At 50.3% G+C, this 22318-nt stretch carries 16 protein-coding genes; 12 read left to right on the forward strand and 4 right to left on the reverse strand.

Features of this window, described 5'->3' with window-relative positions:
• The first annotated feature begins 17 nt into the window (after nucleotides 1–17).
• The 5 genes from upp to BN3910_RS06750 all read left to right on the forward strand — a co-directional run bounded on the left by upp (nucleotide 18) and on the right by BN3910_RS06750 (nucleotide 6048).
• On the forward strand, nucleotides 18–647 hold the full coding sequence (gene upp, locus BN3910_RS06730; protein WP_066925733.1) for a uracil phosphoribosyltransferase: 630 nt from the start codon (nucleotides 18–20) through the stop codon (nucleotides 645–647).
• 9 nt (nucleotides 648–656) lie between these two features.
• Nucleotides 657–1922: a UDP-N-acetylglucosamine 1-carboxyvinyltransferase gene (murA, locus tag BN3910_RS06735; protein ID WP_066925736.1), complete on the forward strand. Its 1266-nt coding sequence runs from the start codon at nucleotides 657–659 to the stop codon at nucleotides 1920–1922.
• A gap of 170 nt (nucleotides 1923–2092) precedes the next feature.
• Nucleotides 2093–4285, forward strand: coding sequence for an SF1B family DNA helicase RecD2 (recD2, locus tag BN3910_RS06740; protein WP_066925739.1), 2193 nt, complete (start codon nucleotides 2093–2095; stop codon nucleotides 4283–4285).
• Nucleotides 4286–4294: 9 nt separating this feature from the next.
• On the forward strand, nucleotides 4295–5095 hold the full coding sequence (locus BN3910_RS06745; RefSeq protein ID WP_066925742.1) for a ComF family protein: 801 nt from the start codon (nucleotides 4295–4297) through the stop codon (nucleotides 5093–5095).
• A gap of 14 nt (nucleotides 5096–5109) precedes the next feature.
• On the forward strand, nucleotides 5110–6048 hold the full coding sequence (locus BN3910_RS06750; RefSeq protein ID WP_066925745.1) for an NAD(P)-dependent oxidoreductase: 939 nt from the start codon (nucleotides 5110–5112) through the stop codon (nucleotides 6046–6048).
• A gap of 153 nt (nucleotides 6049–6201) precedes the next feature.
• On the opposite strand, the gene BN3910_RS06755 is transcribed toward BN3910_RS06750, so the two are convergent.
• The 4 genes from BN3910_RS06755 to BN3910_RS06775 form a co-directional block, all read right to left on the reverse strand.
• Nucleotides 6202–7011 (reverse strand): hypothetical protein, encoded by an 810-nt coding sequence (locus tag BN3910_RS06755; protein ID WP_066925748.1) that lies wholly within the window; start codon nucleotides 7009–7011, stop codon nucleotides 6202–6204.
• 817 nt (nucleotides 7012–7828) lie between these two features.
• On the reverse strand, nucleotides 7829–8851 hold the full coding sequence (locus BN3910_RS06765; protein WP_066925754.1) for a YihY/virulence factor BrkB family protein: 1023 nt from the start codon (nucleotides 8849–8851) through the stop codon (nucleotides 7829–7831).
• 227 nt (nucleotides 8852–9078) lie between these two features.
• Nucleotides 9079–10707: a phosphoenolpyruvate carboxykinase (ATP) gene (locus BN3910_RS06770; protein WP_066925757.1), complete on the reverse strand. Its 1629-nt coding sequence runs from the start codon at nucleotides 10705–10707 to the stop codon at nucleotides 9079–9081.
• A 255-nt stretch (nucleotides 10708–10962) separates the two neighbouring features.
• A complete protein-coding gene (locus tag BN3910_RS06775; protein ID WP_066925760.1) occupies nucleotides 10963–11526 on the reverse strand; it encodes an isochorismatase family protein in 564 nt (187 codons plus the stop codon).
• A gap of 251 nt (nucleotides 11527–11777) precedes the next feature.
• On the opposite strand from BN3910_RS06775, the gene BN3910_RS06780 reads away from it, so the two are divergent.
• From BN3910_RS06780 to BN3910_RS06810, 7 genes are all read left to right on the forward strand, one after another.
• Nucleotides 11778–12152: a PaaI family thioesterase gene (locus tag BN3910_RS06780; RefSeq protein ID WP_066925763.1), complete on the forward strand. Its 375-nt coding sequence runs from the start codon at nucleotides 11778–11780 to the stop codon at nucleotides 12150–12152.
• 258 nt (nucleotides 12153–12410) lie between these two features.
• Entirely contained in the window at nucleotides 12411–13808 is a 1398-nt protein-coding gene (locus tag BN3910_RS06785; RefSeq protein ID WP_066925766.1) for an N-acetylmuramoyl-L-alanine amidase family protein, read from the forward strand.
• Nucleotides 13809–14072: 264 nt separating this feature from the next.
• On the forward strand, nucleotides 14073–15785 hold the full coding sequence (locus BN3910_RS06790) for a L,D-transpeptidase family protein (RefSeq protein ID WP_066925769.1): 1713 nt from the start codon (nucleotides 14073–14075) through the stop codon (nucleotides 15783–15785).
• A gap of 261 nt (nucleotides 15786–16046) precedes the next feature.
• Nucleotides 16047–18101: a GH25 family lysozyme gene (locus BN3910_RS06795; RefSeq protein ID WP_066925772.1), complete on the forward strand. Its 2055-nt coding sequence runs from the start codon at nucleotides 16047–16049 to the stop codon at nucleotides 18099–18101.
• Between the two features lie 242 nt (nucleotides 18102–18343).
• The gene (locus tag BN3910_RS06800; RefSeq protein ID WP_066925775.1) at nucleotides 18344–19663 is read left to right on the forward strand and encodes a nucleotide sugar dehydrogenase; all 1320 of its coding nucleotides are present in this window, start codon (nucleotides 18344–18346) and stop codon (nucleotides 19661–19663) included.
• Between the two features lie 13 nt (nucleotides 19664–19676).
• A complete protein-coding gene (locus BN3910_RS06805; RefSeq protein WP_066925778.1) occupies nucleotides 19677–20945 on the forward strand; it encodes a glycosyltransferase family 4 protein in 1269 nt (422 codons plus the stop codon).
• A 65-nt stretch (nucleotides 20946–21010) separates the two neighbouring features.
• The gene (locus tag BN3910_RS06810; RefSeq protein ID WP_148417353.1) at nucleotides 21011–22309 is read left to right on the forward strand and encodes an oligosaccharide flippase family protein; all 1299 of its coding nucleotides are present in this window, start codon (nucleotides 21011–21013) and stop codon (nucleotides 22307–22309) included.
• The last annotated feature ends 9 nt before the right edge of the window (nucleotides 22310–22318 follow it).

A 22318-nucleotide genomic window follows, 5' to 3' on the forward strand; every position in this document is an offset into this window, starting at 1 on the left:
CCGGAAAGGGGGACGAGATGGGAAAGCTGGTTGTATTAGATCATCCGTTGATTCAACATAAGGTATCAATTTTGAGGGATAAAAATACCGGAACGAATGAGTTTCGTCATCTGGTGCAGGAAATTGCGCTTCTCGAGGCCTATGAAGCCTTGCGGGATTTGCAGTTGGAAGAATATGCACTGGAAACGCCGATGGAGCAGACGACGGGCTATCGACTGACAGGAAAGAAACTTTGCATCGTTCCGGTTTTGCGTGCCGGCTTAGGCATGGTGGATTCGTTCCTGGATATTGTGCCGACGGCGAAGGTGGGTCATGTCGGCCTTTATCGTGACCCTGACTCGCATCTTCCCGTGCAGTATTATCTCAAGTTGCCGCAAGATGTTTCCAATCGCGATGTCTTTGTTCTTGACCCGATGCTGGCGACGGGCGGATCCATGGTTGCCTCCATCGACTTTTTGAAAAAAGCGGGATGCAAGAAAATTACAGCCGTCTGCATAATCGGTGCGCCGGAAGGTGTGAAGCTGGTGCAGGAGAAACACCCCGATGTGGACATCATTATGGCCGCTTTGGACCGGGAATTGAATGAGAATGCTTATATTATGCCGGGTTTGGGTGATGCCGGCGACCGCCTTTTCGGAACGAAGTAAGGAGTTTTTATGGAATACATTCGCGTACGCAATCGCGGTCCGTTGGAAGGACGCGTGACCATCAGCGGCGCAAAAAATGCCGCTCTGCCGATTCTGGCTGCATCGTTGCTCGGCACGGAAGAAATCGTGCTGGAGCAGGTGCCGCCGCTGAAGGATGTGGAAGTGATGGTTGAGGTGCTGCGTGCGCTGGACGTCAAGGTGGACTATTTGGATGCGGAAACCATCCGCATTGATGCTTCACAGGTGACCAAAACGGTGACGCCGGGAGAACTCATGAACCGCATGCGCGCTTCTTTTGTCGTGATGGGACCGTTGCTGACCCGTCTGGGACGGACGTTTACGCAAATGCCGGGCGGATGTAACATCGGGAAACGACCGGTGGATTTGCATCTGAAGGGATTCAAGGCGCTCGGTGCGGAGATTGACGAAGAACCGGATGCCGTGGGGGCAAAAGCGCCGGACGGCGGGCTGGTAGGTGGTAAAGTCTATCTCGATTTTCCCTCGGTGGGGGCAACGCAAAACATTATGATGGCTGCTACGTTGGCACGCGGGGAATCCATCATTGAAAATGCGGCCAAAGAGCCGGAAATTACCGACTTAGCCAACTTCCTCAACAAAATGGGCGCCAAAGTGCGCGGTGCGGGCACTTCAACCATCACCATTGAAGGTGTGGAAAAACTGCATGGGGCACGGCACATCATTATTCCCGATCGTATTGAAGCGTCGACTTTTATTGTCGCTGCGGCGATGACCGGCGGGACGGTCGAAGTACAAAATGTGCTTTCCGACCATATTCGTCCGATCTTGGCAAAGATTCAGGAAGTGGGTGTTCGCATCGAGGAAACCGATGACGATTCGATTCTTGTGCAGTCAACCGGAAGGCTGAAAGCCACTAAGATTCGCACGCTTCCGTATCCGGGATTCCCGACGGATGTACAGGCGCAATTCATGGCGCTCATGTGCATTGCCAAAGGCCAGAGCTATGTGGAAGAAACCGTCTTCGAAAATCGGTTTATGCACGTGGATGAGCTCAACAAGATGGGTGCGCTCATCGTCACGGACGGCAATGAGGCGGTCATTCGCGGTGTGGAGCATCTGGTCGGCGCAAAGGTGAACGCAACCGATTTACGTGCCGGTGCGGCGTTGGTATTGGCCGGCCTGGTGGCGGATGGGGAGACGCAGGTGCATAACGTCTACCACCTGGATCGCGGCTACTACCGCTTTGAGGAGAAATTGAAAGGATTGGGCGCGGACGTCGAGCGTTTCATCGAATAAAAAGAAAAGACCCGGTCGAATGCTTGCCGGGGTGGTGAGGATGTCGTCGGGCGTTTTGTATAAAATGGCTTGTGCTCAATGCGGGATGTCGTGTGCTTAGCGCGGATGCTCTGAGCTTTGCGCAGACACCACCGGAAAGCTTTTTGAAAGACATCGAAATGAGGTGTTCTATGCAGGTTATGGGGACGGTTTCCACCGTACGCTTTCATAATGAGGAGAGCGGGTGGACCGTCTTTGTGCTGTCCACCGAGGACGGCCCCCTAACCTGTGTGGGCACTTTTTTTTCGTTGGCGGAAGGAGAAGATCTGGAACTTGGCGGCGAACTGGTTTTCCATCCTAAATACGGCGAGCAGTTGCAGGTGAAAATTGCCCGCAAAGTGGAACCGACGTCGGCAGAACAGCTTATCCGCTATCTTTCTTCCGGGGCAATTCCCCATATCGGTAAAAAGCGTGCCACACAGCTGGTTGAAGAATATGGCGTCAACGTATTGACCATCCTTCGTGAGGAGCCGGAGGTGTTGCTCACACTTCGCGGAATCGGCCCCGTCAAGGCAGCTGAAATTCAGGAGGCGCTGATTGCGCAGGAAGCGTCTTCGCGAATCATGATGGCGTTGCAAAATCTCGGCATCGGCCCGAAAACAGCCCAGGAGATCTTGCGCGTCTTCGGTACCGACGCCATGGAGGTGATAAAAAAGAACCCCTATATTCTGGTCGAGCAGGTGGAGGGCATAGGGTTTCTCACGGCGGATGCAATCGCAAAAAAGTTGGGCATAGAGGAGGATTCGCTTTTGCGGACGAAGGCGGCCATTGCCTATTTTTGTGAGCATGCTGCGCTGTCGGATGGCGCTTGTTTTGTGACGGAGGAAGAATTGGATCGCGGCTTACAGCGTTTGCTGGGGCATGTGCCGGAATCCTGTCCGGAGGCCATTTTTTCGTTGACGGTGGATGAGCGTATCGTCCGTGATCCGGCCAAGAAGCGGATTTATCTGCGCCGATACGATGTCGCTGAGCATGATGTCGCCATGCGCCTGGTTTTGCTTCGTGAAAATGCAGAAGAGCCGCTTACAGTGAATTTTCCTGCAATAGAAGAGAAGATCGGTCTGGTGGCAGATGATTTGCAGAAAGCTGCCATTGCGCAGGCGGCGCGGGAACGAGTCGTAGTGATTACCGGCGGTCCGGGAACCGGAAAAACGACCATAGTACGTGCGATTCTGGAGCTGTTTGATCAGAACGGATTGGTGAGTGCTCTTGCGGCACCGACGGGACGTGCAGCGAAACGATTGGAACAGTCGACGGACAGAGAAGCCTTGACCGTGCATCGTTTGCTGGGCTATCGTGGAGGAGAAGAATCTTCCGGGCCGAGCCGCAATGCGGAAAATCCGCTTGAGGCGGACGCGGTTATTGTGGATGAGCTGAGCATGGTGGATTTGCCTTTGATGGCGAATCTGACTGATGCCCTTAAGGATTCGGCGCGCTTGGTTCTGGTGGGTGATGCGGATCAGTTGCCGTCGGTTGGTGCCGGCAATGTGCTGCACGACCTCATTGCTTCCGGCATTATTGAAACGGTGCGTCTGGAACATATTTACCGTCAGTCCGAACAATCCGGCATCGTGCGCAATGCGCACCGTGTGCGGCATGGGGAGATGCCGGTAGCGAATGAAAAAGATGGCGATTTCTTCTTCCTGCCGACGAACAACGCGCGGGATGCGGCTGATCTCATCGAAGATCTGGTTACGCGCCGTCTTCCGGACTACTACGGGCTTTCTCCATTTCAGGATATTCAGGTGCTTTCGGCGATGAAACGGGGTGAATGCGGGGTGGTCAGCTTAAATGCGCGTCTTCAGCGGGCGCTCAATCCTCCCCGTGAGGCAAAGCGCGAGTGGGACGTGGGTGAGCGGCATTTCCGGGAAGGGGATGCGGTAATGCAGATCAAGAATGATTACGATCTGTCTTGGACCACAGCAGCGGAGGAGAAGGGCGAGGGCGTGTATAATGGCGACTTCGGAGTGCTATCGACGATTGATGAACAGGGTGCCTTTTTCGAAGTGGATTTTGACGGCCGCCTGACACGTTATGAGCCAAAACAGTTTCATGAACTGGATTTGTCGTATGCCATTACGATTCACAAGTCGCAAGGTTCCGAATTTCCCTGCGTGGTGATTGCCGTTGTACCCGGCGCACCGATGCTGCTGACGCGCAATATCCTGTACACGGCCATGACGCGCGCGCGCAATCTGTGCCTTTGCGTCGGTGATCCGCAGACTCTTAAGCGCATGGTCGAAAACAATCATATTCGCCGGCGCAATTCCTCGTTGGATGAGCGATTAATACAGGCATTGGCGCTGCGTAAGGAGCTGTTTTAAGGAGGTAGGGTGTCCTTTTTATTTGTGGACGCGGATTGTTGTCCATTTTGCCATCGTCCGGCAGATGGGCGTTTCGGGTTATGTCGCGATTGCCTTGATGAACTCGAAACACCGGGCGCCTGCCGCCTCCTGACCCCTAATTTTTCTGACGAGAAAAGCAGTGCGCCGGTGGATGATGACGTACCGTTTCTTGACCGCGTGCCGATGCCCGACGAGATGTCCTTGGCCAACGATAGTGCATTTTCCGACGCAATGTCGGTTGATGACGACGTACCGTTTTACGCCTATAGTGCGCTGTTTTATAATCGATTCTTGCGCCATTTTTTTGGAGCCTATAAATTTCAGCAAAAAACGGCTTATGCATCGGTTTTTCAGGAGATTTTGGCTGCCTATGTGATGCAGCATCCCGTACTTTCACAGGCTTCCTGGGTATCGTATATCCCGCAGACGCATCGTCGTGAGGTGCTCCGCGGTTCCCATCCGGCAAAAGCGCTTGCGGAATCCGTTGCTTCCACATTGCACCTTCCGTTGGTTTCGCTGCTGGAAAAGGGCATGACGCATCGGGCACAGAAACGAATTTCCGCATGGGAGCGCCGGGCGAATGTCAAGGGTGCATTTTCCTTGTCTCCGTCGGCTTTGCACGATCCTCTCGTGGGCGTAGGCATTATTTGTGATGATTTTTTAACCACGGGAAATACATTGTTTGAGGCGATGCAAATCCTTAACGAAGTGCATTGGTATGCTGTAGGGCTGACACTTGCTTGCGTGGATTATCCCTCGCAGGAGGAAAGTGAAGGCGGCTGGCTGTAGAGTAAGGAGGAAAGATGAGAACGGTACTTGTGGAGCCTTTGACGATTTCGTCAGCGCGTTTGAATGAATTGTCTGCTCCGCTTCGGGAGAACGGTCATTCTTTTGAGGCCTATTATACGAAACCGAAGACGGAAGAGGAATGGCTTTCGCGTATCGGGGATGCGGAGCAGGTGATTTTGGCGAACACGCCCATGCCGGAAAGCGTCATTGAGCGTGTGCCAAAGCTGAAATATATCAACATTGCCTTTACAGGGATGGATCATGTGCCGGTAGCAAAAGCCGAGGCGAAGGGGATTCGTGTCGTCAATGCAGCGGGCTATTCGGACGAGGGAGTCGCTGAGCTGGTCATCGGTATGACAATTTCTCTTTTGCGAAAACTCAAAGCGGCCGATGAAGGGATCCGTCAAGGCGGGAAGGCAGCGGATTTTTGCGGGGCGGAAATTGCCGGTCGGACGGTTGGCATCATCGGCACTGGACGCATCGGTACGCGTGTAGCGAAGCTCTTTCATGCCTTCGGTGTACAGTTGATCGGCTTTAATCGTTCCGAGAAGGACGAGTTGAAAGCCCTTGGCCTAACCTATCTTCCGTTGGAAGAGGTGCTTTGTCGGGCGGACATTCTTACGGTGCATCTACCAAGTACGCCGGAAACCCGAAACTTTCTTACTGCACGCGAATTTGCGCTTATGAAGCCGACGGCCATACTCCTGAATTGTGCACGTGGACCGATTGTTCATTCCGGCGATTTAGCGGATGCACTACAGCGTGGAGCTCTTGCCGGTGCAGGGGTTGACGTCTTTAATGAAGAGCCGCCACTTTCTGCGGAAGAACCGCTTCTTTCTGCGCCCAATGTGCTTCTTACGCCGCACATTGCATACTTTACGAACGAAGCGATGGTAAAGCGCGCGGAAATTGTTTTTCGCCATGCAGCTGCTTTTTTGGCGGAAGAGGTTTAGCAAGGCTGATGGGGAGGACTGTGGTGATGGGAGGATCGTGGTGATAGGAGGACCGTGGACACACTGTGGAGAGCAGGTGCGGTGAGGGAACTGTGCGGCGTTAAGGCCGTGATGAGCACGTTGTGGGCCCTCATTCGGCTTTCATATGGATTCTTATCCCCTTTTAATCAGATAACGCGAAATCAGGCGCTGTGCCCAACGAAAGTCTAAGGGCGTGGCGCCTGTTTCATAGGTGAGGATGAGATTTTTTTCCGGATAAATTCCATGACGATCATAAAGAAGTATTTTTTGTATGGCACGGGAGGCATACTCCTCTTCACCCATCATGCCCAGATGTTCCCAGTACACTTCTTTTTTCGTATAGGGGCTGAGGAAGGTAAAGTCGGGATAATACCAGGTTTGTTCTAACCAAAGCGGACATTCATATTTATAAGGAATGTTTTGGTCATAGAACATATCGGCCAGAATTTTCTCCGATTTTGAGCGCAGCTGCTCGCCGTTTTTACTGTAGATTTCCGGCCTGGGGAAGGAAGGCGGTTCAACAGGATAGGGTTTTTCGAGCCACTGTTTTACCAATGTCTCCCAACTCGGAATCGTCGGTTTAATGAGCTTTTTGCGTTGTGGGCTTAAGGAGGAGTAGAGGTTTTCCAATTCTTCATCGTGAAAATCAGGGCATATTTGATCAAGAGCGCGCAGCCTCTTTTCCAGCAATCGTTTTAATTTTTGATCATAAGATTTTTGCGCTAATTGCCGGATAAAGGGAGTGTCGTGATCGCCAAGATACTTTCTTTTTTTGGCTTTTGTTTCCGGATCGACATAGTCATGATAGTAAAGAACTTTATGTTTTCGATGCCCAATTTTTAAAGTACCATTAACGTTGGCATCTTCTCTTTTTATTAGTTCATTCCATTGCCGTCGATATTCGTCTCGTAATTCGAACAGCGCTTCTTGGCTGGTGCGCATAGAACCTCCATTTTTACTTTCTTTTCGCCTTATCAATAGAAAACGGCTCTTTGCAAGAACGTTATCTGTTTTCCTATTTTTTCATATTCATTTTTTCATTGTGTTCCAAGGATACGATGCATTGTTTTATGCGGATTCGCTGGAAGTTCTTGGGAATGAGTCGAGATGCTGCCGTGTGCCGACGAGGTGTCGCCGTGATTTCATCGCGTGCTGCCGCGTGCCAGAGAGGTGTCACCGTATGTTGCTGAGAAAAATTTTGTAAAGCAAGAAAGCACAATAGAAAATGCGTTTGTTGAAAAAAGATGGGAATTTGTGTCCGAAAAACCGAAAATGCAAAAAAAGGGACACGCTTTCGCAGGGTAGAGAGGAAAACTGTGTCCGAAAATGAGCTAAGTGCAAAATAGGGACACACATTTCCGGCCGAATACGGCGATTGTGTGTCCGGAAAACCGAAAATGCAAAAAAGGGACACGCTTTTTCAGGATAGAAAGGAAAAACTGTATCCGAAAACTGAGGAACTGCAGAATAGGGACACACATTTTCAACTGATCACGGCAATTGTGTGTCCGGAAAACCGAAAATGCAAAAAAAGGGACACACTTTTGCTGGGTAGGAAGGAAAATCCGTGTCCGAAAATTGGGAAAATGCAAAATAGGGACAAACATTTACGGCTGAACACGGCGATGGTGTGTCCGAAAAATCGAAAATACAAAAAAAGGATACGCTTTCGCAAAATAAGGAACACTATGCCCGAAAATGAAGAGCAAGATTATCAAGATTATTTCGATGACAATGCTATACTGCGGCCATCAATAAATTACCGCGAGGGAGCACCCTTCTTGTCCGGAACCCTGCGCACTTCAGCAATGATTTCCGCGCCGATGATGAGAATGAGACAGGTATATTTCAGCCAAAAGAACAAGCCGAGAAAGCCGGTAAGGGAGCCGAAGTAGAGAGAAAGACGTGAAACGTTATCGAGCACGTAACCGTAGATGATCGTCAGCAAAAAAATGCCGACACCGGCAATGATTCCGCCAAAGGCAGCTTCTCGCCAAGTGACGTGCCCATTGCTAACGATAGGAGCCGTGCGATAGAAGAGCACCAGTGTAAAAAGAAAAAAGAAAAGTGGCAAATAGTGAGCGAGGAAGGAATTAAGCAGGCCGACAAGCGCCTCCAACTCTCGAATGCCGAATTCATGAATGGCTCGTTCCGCGACTAAAATCAAGCTACGGGAAAAGACGACCAATACCAACAAAAGGACAATAGCGGTCAAGAACAGAACCGTATAGATAATAGCGAAAACACGGCGCATAACACTTTTTCCACGTATGTGAAAGCCGAGAGATGTATTGACGTCCAGGATGAGCTTATTAAACCCGTTGGAGCCGAGCCAAACGGCGGTAACCAAACCGAATCCGACAGTACCGGCATTGACGTTTTTCATCAGTACGTTCAGCACATCCGAAAGAATGTCGGCAACCGCTTGCGGAAGAAGGCGAAAAAGCGAATAGAGCGAAGCCGTCGGTTGAGCGAAGAAGAGTGAACCCACAACGATGAACAGGAGAAGCAAAGGAATACTCGCCATCAGTAAGTCGTAGGAAAGAGAGGACGCGCGATAGAGGAGATCTTGATTGTGCAGGTTCATGATCAGCCCAATTAGGACGCGCTTAATTTTACCCCGTTTTCGTCCCTGCTTTTTCGAACGGCGAGCCTCTTTCTTCCGACGAGTGGGCAGGGTATCCGGTGACGTTAGAGAGGGCGTTTCGTCGGAATGCGGCAAATCTAATTTTTCCGCGTCCAAGACCGGCGTTTGCTTTTCCAAAACCGTCTTTTTGTCCATAGCGTCCTCCTTTCTTCCTGTTCTTCAGCCTGCTTCGGTTGGCTGCGCGGGGCGATTGACCCAAGCGGTCACCCCTTCCACCACAGTCGCATAAACCTGTAATCCACGCTCAAACCGGCAACGCATGTCGTACCAATCGGTTGCCAATCAGGTCGGCAACCGGTGCCACATCATTCCATACAAAAAGAGAAAAACCGGGTCGGCAGGTGTGCCGACCCGGACCGTTCTTACTTTTCCAAATCGAAAAGCATGGCAATCGCGTCATCGGGAAGGCGATTCAATCCTTTTTGTTCCTGGAGGAAAATCGTGCGATTCTCCAGACTGTGATGTACCTTGGCACGATAGTCGTCATCATCCGGAACATCGAAACCTTCGATATCCGCATATTCCAGCCCCTTCATCGCTTTCAGCGGCTTCCAGACCGTCGAGCCGTCCACCAGACTTTCGATCGCGGCGATCGTGACTTCCTTCGGCACCTTCTTATCCAGGAAGAAGCCGGTGTTGAGAATATAGCAATCCACACCTTGCTCAAAGAGAGCCAGAAACTTGCGGAAATCATCGTTCAGCGGATACGTGCGGAACGGGTTGGCATAGGGTTCAATGACCAGCTTGTTCGGATCCACGCCCTTAGCCAAGCGCTCGGCATTGCTGCGCTTCGTTGAGAGCGTAGCGCCCATCAGCGCGGCAACGTTCGGATCATGTACACGAACCAGCGGCGGAAGAACCGGATCCTTCATAATCCAGGCAACCGCGGTCATCGGCTGATGCAATACATCCACGCGGTTCGGCGACCAGAGGCGTGACTTCACCGCACGACCGTTGCCGTTACGAATGTCTTCCGAAACGATGATCTTTTTTCCGTCCTCATCCAACGTGACACCGCAGTTCTGAACCGTCAACAGATACTTGTTGTCCGGGGAAGAAGCAGGATAGTCCGCCGTCTTATCAAAATAGGCGGGTTCAAGAGCAACCGAGCTGAAGTCTTTCGTCGAAATGATGAAGGCATCATCATGCAACACGCGAATGTCATATTTTCCATCGTGTTTAGCATGGGTCAATGTCGATTTTCCCGATCCGGAAAGGCCGAATACGGCAAGTGTGTAGGGCGAATCGCTGTTCGGATTAAAGGTTTTGCAGCCACCATGGCAGCAGGCATAATCATGACGATTGGCAATGGACCAAGCTAACGTCAACGTGCCTTTTTTATGTTCGCCAAAATATTTCATGCCCAGCAAAGCGGCACAGTTATGCGCCGAATCAAAATAGGTCAGACCCAGGGGGTGTTCCTCATGCGCCCATTGTGGATCAGAGAAGACATAGATGTCCCCTTCTCCGTGAATGGCCTTGGATTTTGCATACATTTCTTCATATTCCGGCGTGCAGGGCTGGAAGTTCAACATCCAATCATAGAGAATGTTTTCTTCCCCCTCCGGAATGAGCAGATGCGCACGCACCATAAAATCCTCATCCAGACCGACAAAGACCTGCGCATGATACATCGTGTTCCAGCGCGTATCATATATGGCGGTCATCACCTTGCGGTTGAGATCTGCACTGTCTACACCTTCATCCCCAACGATGCGGCGCGCAGCAGCGGTACGTCCGGTAACTCCGCCGTCGTTAAACAGCAATACCTTCGCATCTGCAGGAAGACCTAATTTTTCCGGCTGCTCAATCGGCAGATCCGTGACCACCGTACCGGTGGAATGTTTGGCCATCTCATAGGCTTCGGCAAGCGTTTTTACCTCCACAACATTGTTGCCGTAAAACGGCGTTTCCACAATGGTGCGCAGAGCGCTCATGGCCGACAGGGACGGTCCCAATTCTTCACGTGAAAATCTGGTTTTTGTTGACATAGCACACTCTTTCTATTGCGTAACGCAAATTCGTTTCTTTTGTTCGGCAAGACGCCGTTTTCTCTGTCCACAACTATATCGCATGCATCACGTTTTCCGCAACCGATGGGCAGCATCGCGTTCGTTTTTTACGTCATCCGCGTCTGCAACAACGCGATTTTACGTAATCATCATCGGCAACGCTTCGTTGTTTATTTCATCAATGGCTTACTTCATCAATGGCTTACTTCATCAACGGTTTACTTTATCAACGGTTTACTTGATCAGCGCCTGCAGCGCTTTAAAATGCGGGTTTTTCGCATCGCCTAAAAGATCGAACAGAAGCGATTCCGTAGACGTAACAACGGCACCCATTTGCGAGAAAAGAGTCAAGGCGCGCTCTTTATTTCGCGCATCGCGTGAACTGACCGCATCCGCCGCAACAAAAACATGATAGCCTTCCTCCAATAGGGTACGCACCGTTTGGAACACACAGATATGCGCCTCAATACCGGTGACAATGACCCGTTTTTTGCCGGCAAAAGGAGCTTCGTTCAGTGCTTCGTGAATGGCGGGCGTGATGGCATTAAACACCGTTTTTTCCGCATATTTTGAATATTCCTGTTCCTTTGCGGATTGCAGCGCCGACACCGTTGCGCCGAGCCCCTTGGGATACTGCTCGGTAACGATCATCGGCAAATGGAAGGCCTTTGCGGCCTCCAATAACACCTTCGCATTTTTGGCTACCTGATCCGCATCAGCCATACTGGGCAGCATTCGTTCTTGCAGATCGATGAAGAGGAGGAACGTATCCTCCGGAGTGACACGATAGAGATTCATTTTGCACCTCATTTCTTTTGTATGCACATATGCGGGTTTGTCTATACGACTTTTCGACATCCCGGAGGCCGGCGAATACCGAAAAGTGTGTTCATAGCGAACGACAAAGCGTATTCACAGCGAACAACCTTCAATTAAGAGTTACGCTTCGATTATAGCAGGTGTTCCTCCTTCGGCATAGAACAGCAGAAAGCGGAATGCGGTACAATACCCGGGAAACGAAAGAAAAGAAATAGAGGGTGAGGAGACGGATGACAAACAAGAATCCGGAATTTGGCCAACATATTGCGATGGATCTGGTAAAACAGGAAAACGGAGAAGCCGAGGTGGAACTGACGGTGGAAGATTACCACTTGAATTCCCAGAAGATTGCGCATGGCGGAGTGCTTTTAGCCATGATGGATTTGGCTATGGGCGCAGCGGCATCCTCCTTGGGGGGATCCGTCGTCACGATGGATTTACACTATCGCTTTTTTCGTCCTGCACGACGTGGCGAATGCATCTGTGCGAAGGGAAAGGTGTTGAAAAAGGGAGACACCATCATTGTCACGAAGGGAACTATGTTTAGTGAAGGACAAATTCTCGGCGAAGCATCCGGCCAATTTTTCCGTCGAAAAGCCGAATAGAAAACCGAATAGAACGCTCAGTAGAAAGCCAAGTAGAACGAATAGAAACAGAAAAAACAGAATAGAAACAGAAAAAAACAGAATGGAATGCGCGGAAGCGAGAAAAGAGTTGACAGGTTGTAACCTATTTGTTACATTTGTTGCGGAAATCATTACAAATTCGTTAAAGATTTTGTTGCCGTCGCCTGTTTGCGACGACCAATCGCTCAACAAGGCATCGAATTCCATGCGCCTGAGCGATTGCAGAAAGGTGGTAACATGAACAATCGGACAAAAAAAAGACATCTGCTGACGCTTTCCGCGGGATTACTGTTTGCTCTTGTATTGCAGACTACCCCGGTCAAAGCTGATGAAGCGGAAGTTCCCCAAACCAATGTGCTTCCCCAAACCAATGTGCAAAGTGATGCGGTAAAAGAAGAAACTGCGACCCAGGAAGTTTCGTTAGGCTGGAAGGTACGGGACGATCAGACCAAAGCCTATCAAACAGAAGAAGGTCTGTTGACCGGTGTTCAGGAAATTGACGGCGTCCTGTATCTCTTTGACGACAACGGAACCCTTCATCAAGATAATGCTTGGGTGCAATACCAGGGAAAATATTATTTCCCCAATGCGGAAGGCGTGCTTTATCGCGATCGCATGATTACGTTCGGTCCCTATCGGGCCTATTACATGGATCATGACGGTACGCTCGGAACCGGCTTTCGTGAAATCGGCGAAACATTGAGCTTCTTCGATTACAAAACCGGGAAGCGCCATCAGGACAACGACTGGGTGAACACCGAGCGTGGATGGGTTTTCCCCAACGCGGAAGGTAAGGTGTATCGGGATCGCTTGATCACGTTTGGCCCGCAAGTTGCCTATTACATGGATCATGACGGCACGATCGGAACCGGCTTCCGTGAAGTCGGTAAAGACTTAATGTACTTCAACGCCAACGGAATGCGCGACCAGAGAAACGGCTGGATGAGTACCGAGCGTGGACAAGTTTTTGTTAATGCAGAAGGAAAAATTTACCGCAATCAATTTATTACCTTTGGTAATAAACTGGCCTATTATATGGGCAACGACGGCGTGGCCGTCACCGGTGCGGTCAGCGTGAACGGCACGGTGTATCGGATGACCGGTGCAAACGGTGCGCGTTTAGTAAGAGAAGGTGAATACGCCGCCGAGGGAAAGACCTTCTATGCCGATGCCAATGGCGTACCGGTGCGCAATCAGATCGTCACCGTTAATGGTGTGCAGTATTACCACGGAAAAGACGGCGCTCGTTTATTTAATAACTTTACGTTGGGCGACTATGATTATACCGTCGATCCTTCAACGGGAGCAATTCAGGGACGGGAATCCAATGCGCCGAAAGCAGTCGGAAAGGGTGCGCCGAAGCTCTACAGTCTGCGCGATCTTAATTTCCAAGGCGTCATCTGGTGGAACGGATACAAATTTACTTATTATTCGCAAAGCGTGTTGCCCGGAGGCGGATTGCGCATTCCCGGACGTCACGTCAACGAAGACGGCTATGTGGCGGATGGTGACGGCTATATCGTGTTAGCGAACGATGCGCCGAAAGGAACCGTGATTCCGACGCCGTTCGGCTATTATGGAAAAGTATACGATCGTGGAACCGTAGGCAACCACTTCGACGTTTATACCAAGTAAGCACAAAGGCATCAATGCAAGCCGGTGTACCGCAAAAGAAAAGTACGGAAGCGATGGGGATTGATCTTCTCCATCGTTTTTTATTTGCCCTATTTTAGGGATCGACTTTGCCTCATACTGCGTCATAAGGTTATCCGCAAAGTCGGCAAGGTAAAAGCGAAGAGAAAAGACAAGACAAGATAGGAGAGGACACGGACAGTATGGTACAATGTAGGCAAAATTGTTGAAAGAGCATGGATTGTTTTGCAAAAGAAAGGAAAGAAGATGACTGGGAATAAAACGAGTTTTCGACGCCGTATCCGGTTGAGCCTGGCGCTGGCGTGTGTGCTGTTGCCTCTGGGTACCGTTTTTGCCGACGGAACGGCGGATACGTCGGTTTCCGATGAGGAAGCAATCTCGTCTTCTGTACAGGAACAGACACAGGAACAGACACAGGAACAGGCGCCACGCGAAGCCGTGCTGACCAGTGAATCCGAAAGCCACAAGATTCGCTATTCTCCGGAAGATGATGCGTTTTATCAGGGTGGAAAACTGCTTCGCGAGCAGTGGGTGGATTATCTGGGCGAACGCTACTTTCCCAATGCCCAGGGACATCCCTATCGCAACACGTTTTTGCGCTATCACGCCACCGGCATCGCCTATTATGTAGGGCCTACCGGCATTATGCAAACCGGCATCACGGAGATTGCCGGGGATTACTATTATTTCCTTGAAAATGGTGACCGGAAGGGACAGCTCGTCAGCCGTATCGGCTGGCAGGAAACAGGAAAAGGAATGGTATTTGTCGGTCCGGAAGCAAAATTGTATCATGACCGCTTTATTACCTTCGGCCCAAAAGTCAAGTATTATATGGGCGAGGAAGGGGTCAAGCAGACCGGCTTCGTGGCCGCAAAGGGAACCATTTACGATACCGATGAAGATGGTCGCGTGAAGATGCATCCCCACGGCTATACGTATGAAGGAAATTATTATTATGCGCCGGAAGGCGGCGATCCGTATCGCGACATCTTCCTCAACTTCGGCGGCGGACGCATCGCCCTTATGGGCGAGGACGGTGCACGAAAGACGGGCATTGTGCTGTATCGCGGTGTAGCCTATCGCTTTGATGAAAACGGCTTTTTGGTTAAAAAATCCTCCTCCTATGAGTACAATGGAAAGACTTATTTTTCTAAACCCGACGGCAAGCCGTATCGCAGTCGTGTGCTTACGTTCGGCAGCAGCTACGCCATGTACATGGGCGCGGATGGAACCAAGCAGTACGGCCTTGTTTCAGAAGGCGGAAAAGCGTATTATGCCGATCCGAGTACCGGAAACCTTATGCGCAACGGCGGAGCTTTCAAAGTGGATGGAAAAACCTATTATAGCGGGAAAGACTTCGCCCTGACCAAGGGATGGCAGAAAATCAACGGTGAGTCTTACTATTTTGACCCTGAGGCCAAATATCCTGCACGCTTGGAAAATACCACGCGCACGATTGATGGCTATTCCTATCGTTTTGATGCGAACGGCAAAGCAAAACAGGAAACCCTGTATGAAGTTAAAGGCGAATGGTGTTATTCCGGCGGTTACCTTACCGGACCCGCTGTCTATGATCGCTATGTCGGAAAAAATTTCGCCGTGATCAGTCTCGACCATCAATATATGTGGGTTTTCCATAATGGAAAACTTGCAGTGGAAACGCCGATTATCTCCGGAAAGCCTTCGTCGCCGACTGTCATGGGAAATTTCTCGGTACAGGAAATGACACAAGGTACCTATCTGATCGGCCCGACGTGGAAATCATGGGTTGACTACTGGATTTCCTTCAGCGGCGGATACGGAATTCATGATGCAGCATGGCAATATTCCGGTAACTTCTATTACAACAGCCGTTCCTATTCCTGGGTAGGCAGCCATGGTTGCGTGAATGTGCTTCCCTCGGTGATGCCGCGCGTTTATGACGCGCTTTACACGGGCAGCGCGGTTACCGTTTACTAATAATGTATCATGATGGCCATTATGGCTGTCACGTGTTGACCGGCGCTTGGCTAATTCGCTAAGCGCCGGTCGTCTACGTACCAATCGGTTAAGTGTCGATCGGCGCAATACAAATTGTACGAGTAGCGTGGCAAAGATAAGGCTTTTCGTCCTCGAACCGTACTTGCGCGCATCGCACAAAGTTGTTATGATTGGGTTGTCACTGTTTTGTAACTTTTTTGAAAGAATCCCTGTTGAAGGGTGAGTAGTGGGGAGCATACTATGCAAGAGAAAAAATATGAACGTTCGCTTGCAAAAGCCTTATTGTTAAGTGCCGGCGTTTTGGCGTTGCCCATAGGTATTGCTCATGCGGAAACGGCAGATCTTCCCGTTGTGCAATCCGAAGTGGATACGCAATACGATGTCGGCCGGTTCGTCGATGATGTCGTGGAAACGACACAAGACGCGTCCAGTGAAGAAGTGAAAGCTGCGCAAGGCAGCGAAACGGAAATGGCGCATGAAAGCGCGTCGGAAACCGAACAGAAACAAAGCGAAGAAAAACCGGAGACGTCAGCGACGGAACAAGGCAAAGAGCAAGAATTAGCAGCAGCGGCGCAAGAAGCGTTGAAGCAAAAACAACCGCTGTTTGCCGAAGGCATTGGCGACGTCATCGAGATTGCCGAAGAAACACAACAAGAGAACGAAACGGAAAAAGAGAATTCGGAACAAAACGCCGAGAAGCAAGAAAACGAATCCTCTGATGTCGCCGTGACCGCAAAATCAGCGGAACGCAAAGAGGCGGTCGGAACCAAATATATTTCGCGTATCGCCCCGCCGGACACCTGTCGTACAGCGCACCTGGTCGAAGGGCAGTTTTACGATGCGGACAACCAACCGATCCTTAATCGCTGGGTTGAACATCAAAATCAATTTTATTTTGTCAACTCCAGAGGGTACTGCTATACCCGGCGCTTCATTTCCTTCGGAGGCAATTCGATTTACTATCTGAACGGACAAGGCCAGCAAATGACGGGCGTGCTGACATTGGGTGAAAAGAAGTATTTGTTGGATGAGAAAACCGGCATTCTTCGTCGCGATAACGCATGGGTCGATCAAATGGCCGGACGCTATTTCCCCAATGCGGACGGTGAGCTGTACTATAATCGCTTCATCTATTTCGGTGAGAGGGGCACCTATTTTATGGGCGAGGATGGTACAAAACGTACCGGAACGGTGCGCTTTCAGAACAAACTCTATCAGTTAAACAACGTCACCGGGAAGCTGGAGCAGGAGTATAAGCCCGGCTATCACATGATCAACGGGAAACGCTACTATGTCGATGAGCAAGGCAACATGAAAGAAGCGAAGGGAACCGCCGGTTGGGTAATTAAGGATGGAAAAAATTATTATGTAAAGGCGGATGGGACGGTTTATCGTAATCGACAAATCAGTTTTGGAGATACTTATTACTATATGGATGAAAATGGGGCTAGCACCGACGGCATTCATGAGGTGGACGGAAGATATTATTTCTATGACCCGGCCAACAACAATGTTCGCCGCCATACGAAAGGCATTCTCTCATGGAAGGGAAACCGCTATTACATCGGAACGCGCGGCTACATCGTCACGAACCAGCCGGTACAGGTCGGCGATGGACTCATGGAAGCCGACGATACCGGAAAGCTGGTTCCGACAAATCGTCTGTTAGTAATCGATCTTTCGACGCATCAAAAACCGAAGAACTTTGATTTCGATGCGTTTTCGCGAGGCATTTCCGGTGTCATTTTACGTGCGGGATATACTGGACACGGTACGGGCGACTATTACGAAAAAGATGAAGAATTCGAAAGATTTTATAAAGAGTTTAACGCCCGCGGCATCCCCATCGGCGCCTATTGGTACTCCTGTGCAAATGAAGTAAAAGAGGGTGTTGCGGAAGCGAAGTTCTTCCAGAAGTCCATCGCCGGCAAAAAATTCTCCCTTCCCGTTTATTGGGATACAGAGGATGAGTATCATCAGCGCAAGACCGATAAAAAGACATTGACCGATACGGCTCTGGCGTTTTTGGAGGAGATGGAAAAAGCCGGGTACTACACCGGAATCTACGCTTCCTCTTCCTGGCTGCGCGATAAGCTGGAGATGTCCAGACTCAAGAAATACGATGTGTGGGTAGCGCATTACGGCGTCAACACCCCGTCGTATACCGGTGATTACGGAATGTGGCAGTTTACCTCCACATACGAAAAAGACGGCTTCCCCTATGGTGTGGATGCCAACTGGATGTTGGCGGATTATCCGTCAATCATTCGCAACGCGAAAAAGAACGGCTTTTAAGGCTGTAAGGAACGGCGTTTAACCGCGTATGGAACAGATTTTAACGGTATCAGACAAAGAAAATCGTCATAACGTGAGGAAAAGGGCGAAGGCACACGGCCATTCGCCCTTTTCCTATGTTAGAATAGGGCGCTATGTTAGAATAGAGCACAAAGAGAATAGCGCGCAAAAGGTATAAAATAAAGCGCATAGAGCAAGGAAAACATCGAGTGGAAGGAATAGAAAAAGGAGATAGAGCGACTATGGGATTAAAACAGGAATTGCTTAAAAAAATTGAAACGCGATCCATTCGCGTCGGCGTGGTGGGGTTAGGGTATGTCGGTCTACCGCTGGCGGTGGAAAAAGCGCGCGCCGGATTTGAAACCATCGGCTTTGATGTGCAGGATGAAAAAGTTAACATGGTCAATGCCGGCCATAACTATATCGGCGACATCGTTGACGATGACCTAAAGGCACTGGTCGAAGCAAAGATGCTTCGTGCGACGACCGATTTCAGTTTTATCCAAGAGGTGGACTTTATCGCAATTTGTGTACCGACGCCGTTGGATGCGCATCAGCAGCCGGATATCAGCTACGTACAGACGTCCGCCGAAAACATTGCAAAACATCTAAAGGCGGGCACCATGGTAGTTTTGGAATCCACCACGTATCCGGGAACGACGGAAGAGCTGGTGAAGCCGATTTTGGAAAACGGCTCCGGTCTTCGCTGCGGGGAGGACTTCTATTTAGGCTTTTCCCCTGAACGTGTCGATCCGGGCAACAAACAGTTTAAGACGAAGAACACCCCTAAAGTCGTAGGCGCCATCGGCAAAGATGCAACCGAGGTCGTCGCCAAAATGTATTCTGCCGTATTGGAAGGGGAAGTCTATCCCGTTTCGTCGCCGGCCGTTGCCGAGATGGAAAAGATTTTGGAAAACACCTATCGTAACGTCAACATCGGGCTGGTGAACGAACTGGCTATTCTTTGCCATCGCATGGGCATCTCCATTTGGGAAGTGATTGACGCAGCCAAGACGAAGCCGTACGGTTTCCAGGCATTTTATCCCGGCCCGGGCCTCGGCGGTCATTGCATTCCGCTGGATCCCTACTATCTTTCCTGGAAAGCGCGTGAATATGGCTTCCATACGTCCATGATTGAATCCTCCATGATGGTGAACGACAAGATGCCGGAATATACGGTGGATCGGGCAGCCCAAATGCTCAACCGTCATAAAAAGCCGCTCAATGGCTCCAAAGTGCTGGTTTTGGGCATTGCCTATAAAAATGATATTGATGACTATCGTGAAAGCCCGGCCATTCGCGTGTTGGATATTCTTAAGGAGCGCGGTGCGGATGTACAATTCTTTGATCCCTACATCCCGTCCTTCCGTCATCAGGGAAAAACCTACACCGGCATGACGTCCTTGACGGAAAAGAATGTGGCGGATGCGGATCTGGTGCTCATCACCACCGCGCATCAAGCGTATGATTACCCGATGATTCTCCGCCAGGCCAAAGCCATTTTCGATTCGCGTAACGCCATCCCCAACGCGGAAGACTACGAGAATGTAGAAACACTGTAAGGCAAGGATACGAATGCGCATCTGGATTGTGAATAATTACGCTATTCCGCCACGATTCGGTGGTTTAGTGCGGCATTTCTATTTTTCCAAATATCTGCGTGCCATGGGGCATGATGTGCGCATTCTGACCGGTAGTCAAGTGCACAACACGACCTATAATTTCGTCGAGCCCGGACAACTCCTCAACGAGGTGACGTTTGACGGCGTGCCCTACACCTACGTGCGAACCATGGGGTACACGAAAAACAATTGGCGTCGCGTGGTGAACATGGTACAATTTTCGCTCCGCTGCAAAAAAGCGATGCGAAAATTGTTGGCGGAAGGGGAACGCCCGGATATTATCTATGCGTCTTCTCCTGTACCGTTCTCTTCAAAAAGCGCGATGTCGTTTGCCAAACGCCACGACATCCCCTTTGTATTTGAAGTGCGTGACCTTTGGCCGCAATCGCTCGTTGAGTATGGCAATTTGAATAAGAAGCCCCATTTGAAGCCGATGGTTGCGCCGCTTTATGCATTGGAGCATTCGCTTTACCGTGGGGCGGATCGCTTGCTCTTTACCATGAGTGGCGGGCCGGATTATTTGCGGGATCGCGGATGGAACGATGTCGACGTGACCAAATGCTTTCAAGTCAACAACGGCGTGGACTTAGCGGAATTTCGTCGCAATCAGGAGCAAGTCCGTTATGCCGATCCCGATTTGGAAGATCCGTCCACCTTTAAGGTGGTGTACATGGGCTCTATTCGCATGACCTATGGTCTGGATGTGATGTTGGATGTGGCGAAACGCTGTCAAACCGAGCTGCCGCACGTGCGCTTTCTGTTCTATGGCGGCGGTACCGAATTGCCGCATCTTAATGAGCGAATTGAAGAGGAACACATCACCAATGCGCGGTTCAAAGGCCGAGTAAAAAAAGAAGAGATTCCGAGTATTTTGCTGCGAGCGGACGTGACGCTTGCCCATAATCGCGCAACCGCCATCACGCGCTATGGAACAAGCAACAATAAACTTTTTGAATACCTTGCGGCCGGTGCGCCCATTCTTTCCACGGTAAAGACCCATGGTTCTCTTATTGTTGAATGGAAGTTGGGCGTGGAAACGGAAAACCAAGATGTGGAAACCATCGTTTCCGCATTGGCGAAACTGACACGGCTAACACCGGAAGAACGAGAGACGATTCGACAGCGTGAGCAGGCTCTCGTGCAGGAGTACGATTATCGCGCCCTGTCGTTAAAAATGGAACGTATTTTTACCTCTCTGCTCGAAGAGAAAGGCGACCGTTGAAGGAAACCGTATAAGGCAAGTTGGACGACACGCTCAAGTCGGGAAAAAGCGGCGAAGGAGACGGTGTGAACATAAAGAAAAACATGAAAAAATTAGTGGAGACGGGCTTTGTGCATATCTTCTCCTCGCAAGTCCTCAACAAGGTGATATCCTCTTGCAGCGGCTTGTTGGTGGTCAATTTCCTGACCAAAAACGATTACGGGGTCTACAGTTATGCGATGAACATCCTCTCCACCTTTCTTCTGTTCAGCGGATTGGGGTTGAACTCGGCCATTCTTCAACTCGGCAGCGAAGAAATGCAAGATCCCCTGCGTCAGGATGCATTTGCCCGTTATGGCTACCGCCTGGGGATGCGATGGAATGTGCTTCTCTCGCTGAGCATCGTTCTGTTTTGCGCCCTCTTCACCTTTCCTATTGAGCAATCGCGCGCCGTACTCCTTTGGATGGCGGGCATGCCGCTTCTGTATTTTACGGTGGATGTGTTCCAGAGCTATTTTCGCATTCAATTGATGAATAAGGCATTTTCCTATCTCAGCACCGGCATAGCGATCTCCGGAGCGATATTTTTAATTATCGGCGCCTATTTCAACAGCCTGAAGCTCATTGTGGCGTTGCGTTATCTCGCGTATTTCGCCGTGATTTTTCTTTTTGCCCGTCGCGCGAAGCCTCGCTTTTTGCCGCTGCCGCGGCAGACAGAGCAGACGAGTCTTGCTCCTCTTACCTCGAAGGATAAAAAGAGCCTTCTCTCCGTCGGCCTGGTCAGTCTCTTTAACAACAGCATTTCCAGCCTCCTTTTTCTGATTGATGGCTGGCTCATCGGATCCATTCTTACCAGTGCGGTCATTCTGGCGGAATACCATACGGCAACGCTCATTCCGATGGCCATGCTTTTTGTACCTTCGGCGGTGGTGACCTACGTGTATCCCTACATTGCTTCTCACCACGAAGACCGTGATTGGCTTCGTGTCAACCTGAAAAAACTCTATCTTATTATGGGCGCCCTGAATGCCGTAATCAGTGTTTTGCTTTTTGTCACGGCACCGCTCATCTTTCGTCTGCTTTTTCCGCATTATCTGCATGCTGTGCCGATTTTCCGGGTGCTGGCCGTCGGCTATTTCTTTGCCGGAACCTTTCGGATGCTTTCCGGAAACATCCTCGTGATGTTGCATCGCCTGCGGGTCAACAGCGTCGTGGCTATCATTTCCGGTGTCATGAATGTCATTTTGGACGCCTGGTGGATTACGAAATTCGGCTCGATCGGCGCGGCGTATGCCACCACGGCCATCTTCATTCTTTCCGGGTTGCTCAGTACGGGCTATATCGTCTATTACATGCGACACCATGAATGGGCAAGTGCGGTATAATGAATTCGT

Origin of the sequence: Murdochiella massiliensis (genome assembly GCF_900059565.1) — a bacterium.
GTDB lineage: Bacteria > Bacillota > Clostridia > Tissierellales > Peptoniphilaceae > Murdochiella > Murdochiella massiliensis.

Bases quoted from the DNA above. Each gene is read 5' to 3' on its own strand.
- upp (WP_066925733.1), top strand. From the start codon at position 18: ATGGGAAAGCTGGTTGTATTAGATCATCCGTTGATTCAACATAAGGTA.
- murA (WP_066925736.1), top strand. From the start codon at position 657: ATGGAATACATTCGCGTACGCAATCGCGGTCCGTTGGAAGGACGCGTG.
- recD2 (WP_066925739.1), top strand. From the start codon at position 2,093: ATGCAGGTTATGGGGACGGTTTCCACCGTACGCTTTCATAATGAGGAG.
- BN3910_RS06750 (WP_066925745.1), top strand. From the start codon at position 5,110: ATGAGAACGGTACTTGTGGAGCCTTTGACGATTTCGTCAGCGCGTTTG.
- BN3910_RS06755 (WP_066925748.1), bottom strand. From the start codon at position 7,011: ATGCGCACCAGCCAAGAAGCGCTGTTCGAATTACGAGACGAATATCGA.
- BN3910_RS06765 (WP_066925754.1), bottom strand. From the start codon at position 8,851: ATGGACAAAAAGACGGTTTTGGAAAAGCAAACGCCGGTCTTGGACGCG.
- BN3910_RS06770 (WP_066925757.1), bottom strand. From the start codon at position 10,707: ATGTCAACAAAAACCAGATTTTCACGTGAAGAATTGGGACCGTCCCTG.
- BN3910_RS06775 (WP_066925760.1), bottom strand. From the start codon at position 11,526: ATGAATCTCTATCGTGTCACTCCGGAGGATACGTTCCTCCTCTTCATC.
- BN3910_RS06780 (WP_066925763.1), top strand. From the start codon at position 11,778: ATGACAAACAAGAATCCGGAATTTGGCCAACATATTGCGATGGATCTG.
- BN3910_RS06785 (WP_066925766.1), top strand. From the start codon at position 12,411: ATGAACAATCGGACAAAAAAAAGACATCTGCTGACGCTTTCCGCGGGA.
- BN3910_RS06790 (WP_066925769.1), top strand. From the start codon at position 14,073: ATGACTGGGAATAAAACGAGTTTTCGACGCCGTATCCGGTTGAGCCTG.
- BN3910_RS06795 (WP_066925772.1), top strand. From the start codon at position 16,047: ATGCAAGAGAAAAAATATGAACGTTCGCTTGCAAAAGCCTTATTGTTA.
- BN3910_RS06800 (WP_066925775.1), top strand. From the start codon at position 18,344: ATGGGATTAAAACAGGAATTGCTTAAAAAAATTGAAACGCGATCCATT.
- BN3910_RS06805 (WP_066925778.1), top strand. From the start codon at position 19,677: ATGCGCATCTGGATTGTGAATAATTACGCTATTCCGCCACGATTCGGT.